Here is a 15261-nt window from a genome sequence, read left to right as displayed (position 1 = left end):
CTCACTCCTGCTACTTGCTACTGACGTACTTCTCGCGACGGATCGCCGGCACCGGCAGGCCGTGGCCCTTGAGCGCCTCGAAGCAGGCGTCGACCATGTTCGGGTTGCCGCACAGGTAGGCGATGTCGGTCTCGCCCTGCGGCGCGAACTCGTCCAGGAACTGCTGGACGTAGCCGCGGCGGGTGTCCGGGTGCGGGTCGGCCGGCAGCTCGCGCGAGTAGCAGGGCACGAAGCGGAAGTTGGGCTGGCGGTCGGCGAAGGCGCGGAACTCGTCGCCGTACAGCAGCTCGTCCGGGGTGCGCGCGCCGAACAGCAGCACCACCTCGATGCCGCGTTCGCGGATCAGGGTTTCCAGCTGCGGCAGCATCGCCCGGTACGGCGTTACGCCGGTGCCGGTGGCGATCAGCAGGTAGCGCCGGTTGGCGTCGCCGGGCATCAGGCAGAAGCGCCCGAACGGGCCGCTGGCGTCGACCGTGCCGCCCTCGTCCAGGCCCTCGAACAGCGCGGTCGCCGCGCCGCCGGGCACGTAGCTCACCGCGATCTCCACCGCCTCGCCCGGTCCCAGGGCGTGGTCGTGGATGGTCGCCAGCGAGTAGCTGCGCTTGGTCGCGGTGCCGTCGGCGTACTGGAAGTGAACCTGGATGAACTGGCCGGGGATGTAATCCAGCGGCTGGCCGTCGTCGCGGACGAAGGTGTAGTGGCCCACGGTGGGGGCCAGCATGCGGCGCGAGACGAGCTTGAGGGGGAAATGCTGGATGGCCACGGCTACCGACAAACCTGCAACAGTCTGTGGCCGGAGCGCGACCACGGGGGCGCCTATACTACCGGTTATCGCCGCGCGGCTCGCGGCGCAGGCTTCCCGAAATGACCCAGAATTCAGCTGATACGGCCTCCGCGGCGCTCGCGTCCACGGCGGCCGGCGGCGCCGCGGCGGTGCCCGCGCTGTCCGTGCGCGCGCTGCGCAAGACCTACGACAACCGCGTCGAAGCCCTCAAGGGCGTGTCCCTGGACGTCGCCCCGGGCGACTTCTTCGCCCTGCTCGGGCCCAACGGCGCCGGCAAGTCGACCCTGATCGGCATCGTCAGCTCGCTGGTCAACCTCAGCGCCGGCTCGGTCGAGATCTTCGGCACCGACCTGGCCAAGCAGCGCGACGCGGCGATGCGCCTGATCGGCCTGGTGCCGCAGGAACTCAACTTCAACATGTTCGAGAAGCCGCTCGACATCCTGGTCAATTACGCCGGCTTCTACGGCGTGCCGCGCAAGGTCGCGATCGAGCGCGCCGAGGAAGAGCTCAAGCGCGCCCAGCTGTGGGACAAGGCCCAGATGATGAGCCGCACCCTGTCGGGCGGCATGAAGCGGCGCCTGATGATCGCGCGCGCCATGATGACCCGGCCGCAGCTGCTGATCCTGGACGAGCCCACCGCCGGCGTCGACATCGAGATCCGTCGCGGCATGTGGAAGACCCTGCGCGAGATCAACGCCGCGGGCACCACCATCATCCTGACCACGCATTATCTGGAAGAGGCCGAAAGCCTCTGCCGCAACCTGGCGATCATCGACCACGGCCGCATCGTCGAGCAGGGCCCGATGAAGGCGCTGCTGGCCAAGCTCGACGTCGAGGGCTTCCTGTTCGACATCGACGGCGTGCTGCCGGCCAGCCTGCCCAGCATCGAAGGCGCGACCTTGAGCGCCACCGACGACCACACCCTGGACCTGGAAATGCCGCGCGCGATGGATCTCAACCGCGTGTTCGCGACCCTGGGCGAGGCCGGCATCCGGGTGCGCTCGATGCGCACCAAGTCCAATCGATTGGAGGAGCTGTTCGTGCGCCTGACCAGCGACAACCTCGACAAGGGCCCGCTCGGCAACGGCGTGCCCGCGCAACCGGAGACCAGCGCATGAACGAGGTCGTCGCCAAACCGCAGAGCAACGCGCAGCGCAACCTGACCGCGCTGGCCACCATCGTGCGGCGCGAAGTCGCGCGCATCCTGCGCATCTGGGGCCAGACCCTGGTGCCGCCGGCGATCACGATGGCGCTGTACTTCCTGATCTTCGGTGGCCTGATCGGTTCGCAAATCCGCGACATGGGCGGCTACAGCTATATGGAGTTCATCGTCCCCGGCCTGGTGATGATGAGCGTGATCCAGAACAGCTACGGCAACATCTCCTCCAGCTTCTTCGGCGCCAAGTTCGGCCGCCACGTCGAGGAGTTGCTGGTCAGCCCGATGCCCAACTGGGTGATCCTGACCGGCTACGTCGCCGGCGCCGTGCTGCGCGGCCTGATGGTGGGCACCATCGTGCTGCTGATCGCGATGTGCTTCACCAAGGTCAGCGTGCCGCATCCGCTGGTGACCCTGACCACGGTGCTGCTGGGCGCGACCATCTTCTCGCTGGCCGGCTTCATCAATGCGGTTTATGCCAAGAAGTTCGACGACGTCGCGATCGTGCCGACCTTCATCCTGACCCCGCTGACCTACCTGGGCGGCGTGTTCTATTCGGTCAAGCTGCTGCCGCCGTGGGCCGAGGCCATGACCCATGCCAACCCGATCTTCTACATGGTCAACGCCTTCCGCTACGGCCTGCTGGGCAGCAGCGATGTGCCGCTGTGGGTGGCCTATGCGCTGATGCTGGGGTTCGTGGTGGCGCTGTCGGCGCTGGGCCTGTGGTTGCTCAAGCGCGGCGTCGGGCTGCGCAGTTGAGCGCGCGCCGCGGCGCGAACGCGGCGGCGCTGATGCTGGCACTGGCGTTGAGCGGCGGCGCCGCCGCCGCCGAAACCGCCGCTGCGCGAGCGGCGGTCGAATCGGACGCGGTGCGCCTGCTGCGCGAACTGGCGATCGCCGACGGCCTGCGCCTGAGCCGCGCGTCCCTGTGCGGTTACGCGGAAGACGATCTGGGCCGGCTGGCCGCGCGGTTGCGCACGCAGACCGACGCGCGGGCGCGCGAAGCGGGCGTGTCCGTCGATGAGGCGCGTTACGGCGACGACCTGTACGAAGGCATGAGTCAGGCCATGAGCGAGTTGCTGAAGCTGCCGGCGGAAGAGATCGCCGACGAGCATCGCTACCAAGCCAGCCACTGCGCCGAGGTGCGCAACGACATCGATGCGCTGCTGCGGCAGCGGCCCTAAGTCGCAGGCGGGCGCGCCGCGGTTCGTAGGATGTGAGCCCCAGACGAGCCGCATCGCCACGCCGCGTCGAATACTCGCGCCGGTGCAGTTAACACCGCACCCTACGACGGGCGCGCGCAGAACCCAAAACACCGGCGCTCGTAGGATGCGGTGAGCCCCAGGCGAATCGCATCGCCGCGCCGCGTCGAACTCCCGCGCCGGTGCGGTTGACACCGCACCCTACGACGGGCGCGCGCAGAACCCAAAACACCCACGCTCGTAGGATGTGGTGAGCCCCAGGCGAACCGCATCGCCGCGCCGCATCGAACTCCCGCGCCGGTGCGGTTGGCACCGCACCTTACGGCGCCGACCTAGTCGCACACCGCGCCGTCGGCGCCGTCGGAGCGGCACAGCACTGGCCAACCCTGCTCGCGCCAGAACGCCGCCAGTCCGCTGTCGCGCAGATAGGCCTGGAACGCGGGATCGCGGCGCAGCGCGCGCGACTCGGGTTGCCACAGCACCCAGTGGTAGGAGGCGTAGCCCGCGCGTTGCACCGCATCGAGTCCGGCGATATCGCGACGATAGTCGCGCACCGGCAGCAGCAGGCGGGTGAAGTCGTAATCGACCTGGCCGTAACGCAGGCTGCGTTCGGAGGCCTCGATCGCCGGCAACACCGCCGGCCAGCGCGAGGGATCCTGCAGGGCCGCCGCCGCGGCGATTTCCGAATTGCGCCAGGGCACCTCGGACGGCAGCGTCTGGGCGACGCGCGCGGCGGTGGCGTAGTCGCGGCGCCAGGCGGCGTTGAAGTAGCGCGCGGTCTGGGCCTGGATCGGGTCGGCCATGGCCAGGTGCGACTGCGCCTCGTCGTGGCGGCCCAGGGTGTCCAGCACCCGGCCGCGCCAGAAATGCAGCATCGGATCGTAGGGCGCGATCAGCAGGGTGTCGTCGATCTGGCGCAGGGCCTGATCGACGTAGCCCATGGTGGCCAGACGCTGCGCATGCGCGCCGCGCCAGGCGGTGTCCGAAGGCGTGAGCGCGATCGAGCGCTGGGACAGGGTCAGGCATTGTTGCCATTGCTGCTCGCGACAGGCGCGGTTGGCCAGCACGCCCAGGGCGTCGGGCTGCTGCGGATCCAGCCTCAGCGCGGTGGCGGCGGCGCGTTCGGCCTCGGCGCGTACCGCGTCGCGGCCCGGGTCCGGGGCCAGCGAGCGCAGCCACAGCCTGGCCGCCAGCGCGCCCCAGGCGCGCGCGTAGTCCGGGTGGTCGCGCAGCAGGGCGCGCAGCGCATGCTCGGACGGCAGGCTGGAGGAGTTGGTGTTGCGCAGGCCGCCGGCCGAGGTGTTGCGCGCGATCAGATAGCGCTGGTATAGCGCCGGGTCCTCGTCGGCCGGCGGCGCCGGCGGCTTCCGGCCGAGCTGGCGCTGCATGGCGTTGCCGATCGCGTAGGCGATGTTGCGCTGGATCTCGAAGATGTCGCGGAATTCGCGGTCCAGGTCCTGTGTCCACAGGGTGCGGTCGCTGACGGCTTCGACCAGACGCAGGCTGATGCGCAGGCGCTCGCCGTCCTGGCGCACGCTGCCTTCCAGCACATGAGTGGCGCGCAGGCGGCGTGCGATCTCGGCCAGCGGCAGCTTGGCGTCGCGGAACTGCACCGAAGAGGTGTGCGAGGTCACGCGCAGGCCGTCGATGCGCGCGAGCAGGCCGATCAGCTCCTCGCTGAGGCCGTCGGCGAAGTCCTGGCTGCGCGGGTCGCCGCCCAGCGCGCGCAGCGGCAGCACCGCCAGTACCGGCTGCGCTTCGTTGCGCGCGCCGGCAACGTCGCTATCGCCGGCGCGGTCGCCGCCGTAGCGCCACCACGCCAGGCCGGCGACCGCCAGCAGCACCGCGAGGGCCAGCAGCAGGATCGCGCGCGGCGCGTGCGGCGGCCGCGCCGCGCCGTCGCCCGCCCGGCGCATCGGCGGCGGCGCGTTCGCCGCGCCCGTCGCGTCGGCCGCGGCACCGATGTCGGCGGGCTCAGCCGCGTCGGCGGCGGTCGCGACCGGCAGATCGAAGCGGTAGCCGTAGCCATGCACGGTGTGCAGATAGCGCGGCGAGGCGGCGTCCTCGCCCAGGGCATGCCGCAGCAGGGTCATGACCCGGTTCAGCACGCCCGGCGTCACGTGCCGGTGGCCCCAGACCGCGTCCAGGATCTCGTCGCGCGCGTAGACCCGCCCCGGCGTGCCGGCCAGCAGCGCCAGCACCGCGTAGGCCTTGGGCTCCAGCGCCTGCACTTCGCCGTCGCGCAGCAGGCGCCGCCCGCCGCGGTCGATCACGATGGCATCGAAGGCGAGCGGGGCGAGGTCGGCCTGGGCAGGGTCGGTCGGGGGCACGGCTGAAGTCATGTAGTGCGATCGCAGGCCATCGGGGGACGGGCCATTAACGGTTACGCGCAGGCCGCGCTGACGCGGCCTAAGCTTTTCCCAAGCTTAGGTCTGCGGCCTCAGGCTTCCCAGTGACCTTCCTCATGCCGCCCTAAAGACCGCGCGGCGGCGCGGCGCGAGCCTGTGCGGGCCGGATCGCCCGGCGCTACCGACCCCACGCCATGAACCTGTCCGCCCTGTCCCTGGCCGCCGCGCTCGCGCTGGCCGCCCTTCCCGCCGCCGCCACCCCGCCGCAAGCCGCCACGCTGTTGATCGACTGCGAGCGCCCGGCCTTGCCCGACCAGCAGGCGGTCGCGCGCCTGACCGGCATCGACAACCTCGGCCAGGCCTATGCGGTGCGCGCGCGCCTGATGGCCGAGGCCGGCCGTGCCTGCCAGCGCGCCGGCACCCAGCAGGTGCGCATCGTGTCGGCGCCGCCGGCCACGGACGCGCGCCGGCTCGCCGCCGCCCGTTAACCCTACGCCCACGCCGGATGCGCTCTACTGGCGCCTTCGAACGCCCCGGAGCGACCGCATGCGCCTGTCCTACTTGCCCGCCGCCGTACTCAGCGCTGCCCTGGCCGCTTGCGCCGGCACCCCGGCCCCGGCCGAACCCGGCGTTGCGCCGGACCCCGCCGCGCCCGCCGAACGCCCGGCCGGCAAGATCGGCGCCGACCAGGTCGGCAAAGTCAGCCCGGTGCCCGCGTTCAAGGGCATCGGCGAGCACTGGTCGATCGACATCCAGGCCAGCGGCGACATGCAGCACACCGTGGCCCTGACCTGGGGCTCGGGCAGCTACAGCGCGAAGGGGCAGGCGCGTTACAACGGCCAGCCCGCGGACGCGCCGAGTTCGCTGATCGTGCTCAGCGGCGCGCTGGACACGGCGCAAGGCGCCAAGCCGATGATCATCGAGATCGTGCGCAAGGACTGCACCGACGACGGCGACCGCCCGCACCAGCACAGCGTGAGCGTGCGCGTGGAAGGCATGGACCCGCCGCTGCAGGGCTGCGGCGACCTCGCGGTGTACTGAGCGCGGCCTCGCGCGACGCGTTCGCGCCGGCATGTCACAGCGGCGCGGGCTGGATCGTCGTTCCAGTAAGACGGAATGATCCGTCGCCCCTGGAGCGCACCATGAACGACACCGCCGCCGCACGCCCGATCAACTACCAGCGCGAAATCCCCGACGTCCTGCAGGCCATGGGCAGCGTGCACCGGGCCATGGACGGCTACGGCCTGGAACGCGGCCTGCATCATCTGGTGCAGCTGCGCGCCTCGCAGATCAACCGCTGCGACTACTGCATCAAGCTGCACACGCGCGAGGCGATCGCCGACGGCGAAACCGAAGAGCGCCTGCAGGCCTTGGCGGACTGGGCCGAACGCGCGGACTTCAGCGCGCGCGAAGCCGCCGCGCTGGCCTGGACCGAGGCCCTGACCCGGCTGCAGCCCGACACCGAGCTCGGCCCGCTGCGCGCGCGCCTGCGCCAGCACTTCAGCGACAATGAGATCGGCGTGCTGACTTCGACCGTGGCGATGATCAATCTGTGGAACCGCATCCAGGTGTCGAGGCACTGATGGCGCAGGCCTCGCACCCGCGGGCCGCCGCGCTCGCGGCGACCTTCGAAAGCCAGCGCGGTCTGCTGATCGGCCTGGCCTACCGCATCCTCGGCTCGCGCGCCGATGCCGAGGACGCGGTCCAGGACACCTATCTGAAATGGCAGGACGCCGATCACGCCGCGATCGACAACCCGGCCGCCTGGCTGACCACCCTGTGCACCCGGCGCAGCATCGACCTGCTGCGCTCGGCGCATCGCAGCCGGGTGGACTACGTCGGCTCCTGGCTGCCCGAGCCCATCCACAGCGCCAGCGAGGATTATCCCGAGGCCGCGCTGTCGCTGGCCTCGTCGCTGAGCACGGCCTTCCTGCTGCTGCTGGAGCGGCTGACGCCGAAGGAGCGCGCGGCCTATCTGCTGTACGAGATCTTCGACCTGCCCTACCCGCAGATCGCGCGCACGCTGGAGCTGCAGGAAGCCGCCTGCCGCAAGCTGGTCTCGCGCGCCAAGGCGCACGTGGAGCAAGGCGGGGTGCGCCACGTCACCCCGCAGCAGCGCCAGGACCAGTTGCTGGCGGCGTTCGAGGGCGCGATCGCCAGCGGCCGCACCGACGACTTCGCCGCCCTGCTGGCCGACGACATCGAGCTGCGCGCCGACAGCGGCGGCAAGGTGCCCACGCGTCTGGACGTGCTGCACGGCCGCGAGCAGGTGCTGGACTTCGTGCTGGGGTCGCTGCGCCAGTACTGGGGCGAGTACCGCTGGATCGTGTCCGACCTCAACGGCGCGCGCGGCGTGATCCTGGAGCACGACGGTCACATCGCGGCCTCGCTGTCGTTCGCCTACGACCAGGACGGCCGCGCCACCCACATCTACATCATGCGCAATCCGGACAAGCTGGCCGCGCTGGACGCCCCCGCGATCGGCTGAGCGCGCGCGGCCGGCGCCGACGCATTCACGTAGTCCGCGTCCGAGCGTTCTAAGGGGAGACGGCAAGCTCGCCGTCGCCGTCCGCAGGAGCGCTCCATGCGTGTACTCGTCGTCGCGATCGTCGGCCTGGGTGTGGCCAGCGTGCTCGCGTCCTGGCCGGCGCCGGTGCGCTCGGCCGATCCGGTCGCCGTCTCGTATCCCGCGGCGGTGTTCCGCGGCGGCAATCAGGGCTGGGGCCTGATCGTCGACACCAGCGCCAAGGCCGTGCGCTACGACCTGGTGGTGCCGCAGCTGGCCGGCGTCGCCTACGGCGGCCTGATCCAGGACCCGCAGATCAAACCGCAGCCCGACCGCTACGCCCTGATCGGGCGCATCAACGTCAACGGCCAGTTGCGCGAACTGGTGGTGCGCATCAACAAGGTCGCCAGCGGCAAGACCTGCCTGGACAGCGCCGGCAAGAAGCACGCCTATGCGGTGATCGCGGGCGCGGCGCAAACCGCCAACTGGTATGGCTGCGGTGATTTCGCCGCGCAATGAGCGCGATGACGGGCGCCGCATTCCCTGGCTGGGATTGCTGGCGTTCGTGCTCGCCGGCCTGGGCCTGCCGCCGGCACCCGCGACGGGCATGGCGGACGCGCACCCGGGCGTTTGCGACGCAGCCGTGGACTGCGCCGCAGCGGGCCCCTGGGCGGCGGCCCAGGCCGGATCGAGCGAGGACAGCGAGACCAGGTGGGTCGCCGCCGCCAGCGCGGGTCGCGATCGCGCGCCCTGAGCTTACGGCGCCGGCAAACGGAAGAACGCGCGTGCGGTCGCGGTGCTGTTGGCGGCGGTGACCCCCACGTCCTCGCCGCGATCGCGTGCGAGTTCCCCGACGATGTGGGCCAGGTACATGGGCTCGTTGCGGCGATGCGAGGGCGCCGGCCGGACCGTGCGCGGCAGCAGGTAGGGCGCGTCGGTCTCGATCATCAGGCGATCGGCGGGGATGTTCTTGACCAGTTCGCGCAGGTGCTGGCCGCGGCGTTCGTCGCAGAGCCAGCCGGTGATGCCGATGTGCCAGTCCTGGTCGAGGTAGTCGAACAGTTCCTCGCGCGTGCCGGTGAAGCAGTGCACCACCGCCGGGCCGAGCCGGCCGTCGAAGTTGCGCAGGGTCGCCATGAAGTCGGCATGCGCGTCGCGCTGGTGCAGGAACAAGGGCTTGCGGGTGTCGACCGCGATCTGCAGCTGCTGCTCGAACGCGCGCCGCTGGGCCGGACGCGGCGAGAAATCGCGGAAGTAGTCCAGCCCGCATTCGCCCACCGCCACCACTTCGGCATGCGCGAGCAGGGCGCGCATCTCGGCGTCGCATTCGGCGGTGTACTCGCTGGCGTGGTGCGGATGCACGCCGGCGGTGGCGTACAGCTCGCCGGGGTGCTTGCGCGCCAGCGCCAGGGCCTTGGGCGAATGCTCGCGGCTGGCGCCGGTCACCACCATCTGCGTCACGCCCGCCTCGCGCGCGCGCTGCAGCACCGCGTCGCGGTCGGGGTCGAAGCTGTCGTGGGTGAGGTTGGCGCCGATGTCGAGCAGTTGCATGGGGGTGCGTTCGATAGCGAGGCGCGCAGTTTAGCAATGCCGGCCACACGGCTCTCTGGGCGTCCTGTCTGTACTTTCTGTCTGTGCTTTCTGTGGGAGCGGCGTAAGCCGCGATGGTCGCCGGCCACGACGCAATCGGCGATCCCGGCGTACTGGAGCCATCGCGGCTTACGTCGCTCCCACAGGAAGCGGAAAGCGGGGCCCGTCGTGGCGCGGGCGCCGCGATGGCAAGCGCGCCGCCCCCGCGTATCCTTGCGCGCGTGACCGCGCCCGTCTTCCCCATCGATTCTTTGCTGCCGCAGATCCGCGACAGCCTGGCCGCGCATCCGCGCCTGGTGCTGGAGGCGCCGCCGGGCGCCGGCAAGACCACCCAGGTGCCGCCGGCGCTGCTGGACGCGCCCTGGCTGCAGGGCCGCAAGATCGTGATGCTGGAGCCGCGCCGGGTCGCGGCGCGCGCGGCCGCGCAGTTCATGGCGCGCCAGCGCGGCGAGGCCGCCGGCGAGACCGTGGGCTACCGCATCCGCTTCGAAAACCAGATTTCCGCGCGCACCCGCGTCGAGGTCGTCACCGAGGGCATCCTCACCCGCATGATCCAGGACGATCCGACCCTGGATGGCGTGGGCGCGCTGCTGTTCGACGAATTCCACGAACGTCATCTGGCCGCCGACCTCGGCCTGGCCCTGGCCCTGGACGTGCAGGCCGCGCTGCGCGAGGACCTGCGCATCGTGGTGATGTCGGCGACGCTGGACGGCGAACGCCTGGCCCAGTTCCTGGACGCGCCGCGCCTGAGCAGCGCCGGCCGCAGCTATCCGGTGAGCGTCGCCCACCATCCCGCGCGCCGCGACGAGAAACTCGAACACCAGACCCGACGCGCGGTCGAGCAGGCGCTGGTTCAGCACCCCGGCGACGTGCTGGTGTTCCTGCCCGGTCAGCGCGAGATCGCGCGCGTGGACGCCGCGTTGCAGACCAGCGAGGCCGCGCGCGGGGTCGACGTGCTGGCCCTGCACGGCGAACTGCCGGTGGAACAACAGTCGCGCGTGCTGCAGCCCGATCCCGACGGCCGCCGCCGCGTGGTGCTGGCCACCAACGTCGCCGAATCCAGCGTGACCCTGCCCGGCGTGCGCGTGGTGATCGACGCCGGCCTGGCGCGCGAACCGCGTTACGACCCCAACAGCGGCTTCGCGCGCCTGGACGTGGTCGCGATCGCACAGGCCTCGGCCGATCAGCGCGCCGGTCGCGCGGGCCGCGTCGCCGAAGGCTGGGCCTATCGGCTGTGGCCGGAATCGCAGCGCCTGGAACCGCAGCGCCGGCCCGAGATCGCGCAGGTCGAGCTGGCCGGACTGGCCTTGGAGCTCGCCGCCTGGGGCGATGCCTCCTTGCGTTTCCTCGACGCGCCGCCCAGCGGCGCCCTGGCCGCCGCGCGCGAACTGTTGCAGCGCCTGGGCGCGCTCGACGGCGGCGCGATCACCGCGTTCGGACGCCGCGTGCTCGCGTTGGGCACGCATCCGCGCCTGGCGGCGATGCTGCTGGCGCCCAGCGACGCCGACGAACGCGCGCTGGCCTGCGATCTGGCCGCGCTGATCGAAGCGCGCGATCCGCTGCGCAGCGGCGGCGATGCGCTGGCCGCGCGCTGGCAGGCCTTGGCCGCGTTCCGGGCCGGGCGCGCACCCGCCGAGGTCTCGCGTTCGGCGCTGGCCGCGCTCGACCAGGCCAGCAAGCAATGGCGCCGGCGCCTGCGCGTGGAGCGCGCGCCGCCCGCCCAGGTGCCCGCGCATGCGCTGGGCGATCTGCTGCTGCACGCGTTTCCCGATCGCATCGCGCGCCAGCATCCCGGCGATCCGTACCGCTACCAGCTCGCCAACGGCCGCAGCGCGCGCTTGTTCGACGACAGCGCGGTGTACGGCGAACGCTGGCTGGTGATCAGCGAACTGCGCGACGATCCGCGCGACGCACGCGTGTTGCGGGCCGCGCCGCTGGACGAGGCGCGCCTGGAGCGCGAGTTCCCGCAACGCTTCGTCAGCGAGGACCGGGTGGTCTGGGACGCCAACGCGCGCGCGATCGCGGCGGTGCGCGAGCGCCGCTACGACCGCATCGTGATCGACAGCCGTCCGCTGGCGCGCCCGGATCCCTCGCGCTACGCCGACGCCCTGGTCGACGCGGTGCGCCAGCTCGGCCTGGACGCCTTGCCCTGGACCGAATCGCTCAGCCAGTGGCGCGCGCGCGTGCGCAGCCTGCGCGCCTGGCTGCCGGAACTGGCCGGCGAACAAGGCCTGCCGGATCTGTCCGACGCCGCGCTCATGGCCGATCTGGACGAATGGCTGAAACCGGCCCTGTCCGGCAAGACCCGCCTGGACGCGCTGAGCGAGAGCGAACTGGGCGATGCGCTGCGTTCGCGCCTGGACTGGTCCTGGCGCCAGCGCATCGACGCGCTCGCGCCGACCCGCATCGTCGTGCCCTCGGGCATGGAACGCCGCATCGACTACGCCTACGACGAGCAAGGCGGCGCCGCCGCGCCGGTGCTGGCGGTCAAGCTGCAGGAGCTGTTCGGCCTGGCCGACACGCCGCGCATCGCCGACGGTCGCGTGCCGCTGACGCTGCATCTGCTGTCGCCGGCGGGCCGTCCGCTGCAGGTCACCCAGGACCTCAAGGGTTTCTGGGAGCGCACCTATCCGGAAGTGAAGAAGGAAATGAAGGGGCGCTATCCCAAGCACCCCTGGCCCGACGATCCCTGGACCGCGACGGCGACCCATCGCGCCAAGCCGCGCGGGACCTAGGGCGGTACGCGCACGCCGTCGCGCCGCGCCGCGGCGGCTGCTCGGCCTCGGACGCATCGCCTACACTGCTCTGGTTCCCGCTACCGTCCTTCGCCGCGCATGAGCGCCAGCCCCGCCGACCTCCCCGAGTTCCTGCCGTTCAAGCTCGACCTGGTCGGTCGTCGCGTGCTGTGGCTGCGCTTGAACGCGCAGCAACGTGCGCAGGCCGCCTTCCTCGACGATCGCGCCTTGCCGGCGAATGCCGAGGGCGGTTGGATGCCGCTGGACTCGTTGCCGCCCGCGCTCGCGCAGGGCGGGCCCCAGGCCGATGCGATCTTCCACATAGGCCATTGCGGCTCGACCCTGCTCAGTCGCGTACTCAGCGCCTGGCCGCAGGTGCAGGGCCTGCGCGAACCGCTGCCGTTGCGCACGCTGGCCGAAGCCTGGCCGCAACTCGGCCGATCCGATTCGCGCCTGTCCGACGCGGAAGCGCCGCAGTTGCTGCGCGCGCTGTGGGGCAACTGGAGCCGCGCCCTGCCGCCGCAGACACGCAGCGTGATCAAGGCCACCAGCGGCTGCAACGGCCTGATCGCGCCGCTGCTGAACGCCTGCGGCGACGCGCGCGCGGTGCTGCTGGACATGCCCTTGCGTCCGTACCTGGCGACCCTGCTGAAATCGCCAGCCTCGGTGCTCGACGCCGCCAGCGCCGCCGGCGAACGCCTGCGCGATCTGCAGGCGCGCGGGCACGCCGCCGATGCGGCGCTGCACGCCTTGTCGTTGCCGCAACAATGCGCGATGGGCTGGCTGGCCGAGCGCGTGCGCTTCGCCGCACATGCGGGCGGCGAACACGCCGCGCGCGTGCTGCGCCTGGATTTCGAAACCTTGCTCACCCAGCCCGAAGCCAGCTTGCAGCGTCTGGCGACGCATCTGAGTCTGGATCCGCAAGGCGTGGCGCAAGCGCTGGCCTCACCGGCCTGGGGCCGTTACTCCAAAGCGCAGACCCACGATTACAGCGCGGACGACCGCGCCCACGACCTCGCGCTGGCGATGCAGCGCCACGCCGACGAAATCGCCGAAGGCGTGGCCTGGGTCGACACGCTCGTGCGCCGCGAACCGGCATTGAGGGCGGCCGTCGCCGACTGATTCGCCGCGGCGGCATGGTCGCGAGCGCTGGTCGCGAGCGTGGATGCGCTGCGTGGCGAGCAAAGCAAATCCCCCTCAATCCCCCTTTGCCAAAGGGGGAGGCAAAAGCAGCGACGCCACCACTGCGAGAGCCGTTCGAGGTGAGCCTGCCGAGTCATGAGCTGCGGGCCTGCGTCGCCGCAACAAATCTCTCTCAACACGGGGGGAGGAAAATCGCGGGCCGTAGGATGCGGTGAGCCGAAGGCGAACCGCATCGTCGCGCTACTTTCGGTCTGCGTCGGCGTCCGCCTTGTCGCGCTTGGCCAGGACCACGGCCAAGCATGCGGTCGCCGCGGCGAACAAACCGTAGAAGAGCACGCCCAGGTCGGTATAGCGCGGGAATAGCGTGAGCGAATCGCGCAGCAGGATCAGCGCGACGATCGCCGCGAGCGCGAACACCACCGCGGCCACGCCGCGCCCGGCGCGTCCCAGCGGCCGCCACAAGGCCATGACGCCCAGCACCAGCAGCGCCGCCGCCATCACCGGCAGTCCGATCATGATCGTCATCAGACCCGACATATCCGACGCGCAGGCGCTGGTAGGCAACAGCGCGCATGCCGTCGCCCAGACCGCGCGCCGCCGCGCGCTCAGGTATCGGCCCACATCCGAAACAGATTGGTGCGCAGCGATTCCAGCAGCACCTGCAGGCGCGGGTCCGGTCCGCCGGGGCGGGCGGCGGCGATCGCGCGCGCTTCGTCCAGCTGCACCAGCAATTCGCGCTTGGACACGTCGGCGACCCAGCTCTGCAGCCAGGTGATCGCGGCCAGGCGCACGCCGCGGGTGACCGGGGTGACGCGGTGGATGGTGGTGGACGGATAGATGATGGCGCTGCCGGCGTCGAGCTTGTAGGTCAGGTGCTGGGCGCCGAGTTCGATCGTGAGCTCGCCGCCGTCGTACTCGCCCGGCGGGTTGAGGAAGATCGTGCACGACAGATCGCTGCGCAGCGGCGGCGTGGACGGGAACAAGGCCTCGTCCACGTGCCAGCCGTAGTTCATGCCCGGCTCGTAGCGCACCACCGTGGTCCGCGCCATCTGCTTGGGGTGGGCGTAGGTGCGCACATCGGGGTGGCGCATGAAGGCGTCGCGCGCGATTTGGGCGATGCGCGCGTTGGCCGGGTCCTCCTGCGGCGCCTGCAGGTTCTGCTTGACCGTGGAGTCGGGATTGGTGACGCGGCCGTCGCCGAAGCGCACCTGCGGCAGCAGCTCGCGCACCGCCTGCAGTTCGGCGGCGTTGAGCACGTTGGGCAGCACTCGGATCATGGCGGCTCGCGTCGGGTCGGTCCCGGATCGGACGATCGGGTGCGGCCATGATCGGCATTCAGCCCCGGGCGGGCAATACGCGACCCCGATCACGCGATTTCAACGATCCGCGATGGAGACTGGACCCCGCATTCCAGCCCCAGGATCGGATCCGATGAGCAAGCTCACTTCGCTGCCCGAACGCGCCATGGAACTCGTCGCCACGGTCGGCGACAGCCTCAAACAGGTCCCCGGCAGCGCCGGCAAGCTGCTCGAAGCGGGCGTCGTGCTGGGCGCGGTCAAGACCGGCGCGCGCGTGGCCGGCGGTTTCGTGCGCCGCAACCCGGCGATCGCGGTGGCCGCGGTGGCCGGCGCCGGGCTGCTGTGGCTGGCCGCGCGGCATCGCGCCAAGCAGAACCGCGCCGACGCGCCCATCGAAGGCAGCGCCAAGCGCATCGACGCGCGCCGTGCCGACGGCAGCACCCGCCGCCGGCGCACGCGTACGACCGAAGAAGGCACCGCCAGCGAGTAAGGGCGGGTC

17 protein-coding genes are annotated in these 15261 nt (G+C 71.3%); 12 read left to right on the top strand and 5 right to left on the bottom strand.

All coding sequences use genetic code 11. The features are described from left to right. Positions 1 to 10: 10 nt before the first annotated feature. Positions 11 to 721, bottom strand: a complete 711-nt coding sequence (locus BMZ45_RS15765; protein WP_254776678.1) for an FAD-binding oxidoreductase — start codon at positions 719 to 721, stop codon at positions 11 to 13. Between the two features lie 227 nt (positions 722 to 948). Here BMZ45_RS15765 and BMZ45_RS15760 point away from each other — a divergent pair, with 227 nt between their 5' ends. The 3 genes from BMZ45_RS15760 to BMZ45_RS15750 are packed head-to-tail and all read left to right on the top strand — an operon-like array spanning position 949 to position 3124. Beyond that, positions 949 to 1902 (top strand): ABC transporter ATP-binding protein, encoded by a 954-nt coding sequence (locus BMZ45_RS15760; RefSeq protein WP_254776677.1) that lies wholly within the window; start codon positions 949 to 951, stop codon positions 1900 to 1902. Next, positions 1899 to 2699, top strand: a complete 801-nt coding sequence (locus BMZ45_RS15755; protein WP_091637483.1) for an ABC transporter permease — start codon at positions 1899 to 1901, stop codon at positions 2697 to 2699. The genes BMZ45_RS15760 and BMZ45_RS15755 overlap by 4 nt, the downstream gene beginning before the upstream one ends. Further along, a complete protein-coding gene (locus BMZ45_RS15750) occupies positions 2696 to 3124 on the top strand; it encodes a hypothetical protein (RefSeq protein WP_091637482.1) in 429 nt (142 codons plus the stop codon). Before BMZ45_RS15755 ends, BMZ45_RS15750 begins: the two co-directional genes overlap by 4 nt. 350 nt (positions 3125 to 3474) lie before the next feature. On the opposite strand, the gene BMZ45_RS15745 is transcribed toward BMZ45_RS15750, so the two are convergent. Then, on the bottom strand, positions 3475 to 5472 hold the full coding sequence (locus BMZ45_RS15745; RefSeq protein WP_175489102.1) for a winged helix-turn-helix domain-containing protein: 1998 nt from the start codon (positions 5470 to 5472) through the stop codon (positions 3475 to 3477). 212 nt (positions 5473 to 5684) lie between these two features. Here BMZ45_RS15745 and BMZ45_RS15740 point away from each other — a divergent pair, with 212 nt between their 5' ends. From BMZ45_RS15740 to BMZ45_RS15715, 6 genes are all read left to right on the top strand, one after another. Next, on the top strand, positions 5685 to 5978 hold the full coding sequence (locus BMZ45_RS15740) for a hypothetical protein (RefSeq protein ID WP_091637480.1): 294 nt from the start codon (positions 5685 to 5687) through the stop codon (positions 5976 to 5978). A 58-nt stretch (positions 5979 to 6036) separates the two neighbouring features. Continuing rightward, positions 6037 to 6531 (top strand): hypothetical protein, encoded by a 495-nt coding sequence (locus tag BMZ45_RS15735; protein ID WP_091637479.1) that lies wholly within the window; start codon positions 6037 to 6039, stop codon positions 6529 to 6531. 101 nt (positions 6532 to 6632) lie between these two features. Beyond that, complete coding sequence (locus BMZ45_RS15730; protein ID WP_091637478.1) at positions 6633 to 7073, top strand: carboxymuconolactone decarboxylase family protein; 441 nt, start codon at positions 6633 to 6635, stop codon at positions 7071 to 7073. Next, a complete protein-coding gene (gene sigJ / locus BMZ45_RS15725; RefSeq protein ID WP_091637477.1) occupies positions 7073 to 7978 on the top strand; it encodes an RNA polymerase sigma factor SigJ in 906 nt (301 codons plus the stop codon). The genes BMZ45_RS15730 and sigJ overlap by 1 nt, the downstream gene beginning before the upstream one ends. 96 nt (positions 7979 to 8074) lie before the next feature. Beyond that, positions 8075 to 8515: a hypothetical protein gene (locus BMZ45_RS15720; protein ID WP_091637476.1), complete on the top strand. Its 441-nt coding sequence runs from the start codon at positions 8075 to 8077 to the stop codon at positions 8513 to 8515. Continuing rightward, positions 8487 to 8750, top strand: coding sequence for a hypothetical protein (locus tag BMZ45_RS15715; RefSeq protein WP_139215534.1), 264 nt, complete (start codon positions 8487 to 8489; stop codon positions 8748 to 8750). The genes BMZ45_RS15720 and BMZ45_RS15715 overlap by 29 nt, the downstream gene beginning before the upstream one ends. Positions 8751 to 8752: 2 nt before the next feature. On the opposite strand, the gene BMZ45_RS15710 is transcribed toward BMZ45_RS15715, so the two are convergent. Next, positions 8753 to 9547: a TatD family hydrolase gene (locus BMZ45_RS15710; RefSeq protein ID WP_091637474.1), complete on the bottom strand. Its 795-nt coding sequence runs from the start codon at positions 9545 to 9547 to the stop codon at positions 8753 to 8755. A 260-nt stretch (positions 9548 to 9807) separates the two neighbouring features. Here BMZ45_RS15710 and hrpB point away from each other — a divergent pair, with 260 nt between their 5' ends. Then, positions 9808 to 12321, top strand: coding sequence for an ATP-dependent helicase HrpB (gene hrpB / locus BMZ45_RS15705; RefSeq protein ID WP_091637473.1), 2514 nt, complete (start codon positions 9808 to 9810; stop codon positions 12319 to 12321). A gap of 99 nt (positions 12322 to 12420) precedes the next feature. After that, positions 12421 to 13443: a sulfotransferase gene (locus tag BMZ45_RS15700; RefSeq protein WP_091637472.1), complete on the top strand. Its 1023-nt coding sequence runs from the start codon at positions 12421 to 12423 to the stop codon at positions 13441 to 13443. A gap of 261 nt (positions 13444 to 13704) precedes the next feature. Here BMZ45_RS15700 and BMZ45_RS15695 read toward each other — a convergent pair whose 3' ends face one another. Together BMZ45_RS15695 and BMZ45_RS15690 are read right to left on the bottom strand one after the other, a co-directional pair. Next, the gene (locus BMZ45_RS15695; protein ID WP_139215533.1) at positions 13705 to 13989 is read right to left on the bottom strand and encodes a hypothetical protein; all 285 of its coding nucleotides are present in this window, start codon (positions 13987 to 13989) and stop codon (positions 13705 to 13707) included. Positions 13990 to 14069: 80 nt separating this feature from the next. Beyond that, on the bottom strand, positions 14070 to 14741 hold the full coding sequence (locus BMZ45_RS15690; protein ID WP_091637470.1) for a Fe2+-dependent dioxygenase: 672 nt from the start codon (positions 14739 to 14741) through the stop codon (positions 14070 to 14072). Between the two features lie 154 nt (positions 14742 to 14895). Here BMZ45_RS15690 and BMZ45_RS15685 point away from each other — a divergent pair, with 154 nt between their 5' ends. Then, positions 14896 to 15252 carry a hypothetical protein gene (locus BMZ45_RS15685; protein WP_091637469.1) on the top strand — a complete coding sequence of 119 codons (357 nt, stop codon included), beginning with the start codon at positions 14896 to 14898 and terminating at the stop codon, positions 15250 to 15252. Positions 15253 to 15261: the final 9 nt, after the last annotated feature.

The organism is Lysobacter sp. cf310 (assembly GCF_900114355.1).
Lineage (GTDB): Bacteria > Pseudomonadota > Gammaproteobacteria > Xanthomonadales > Xanthomonadaceae > Lysobacter.
This window is presented reverse-complemented; position numbering and strand designations above follow the sequence as displayed.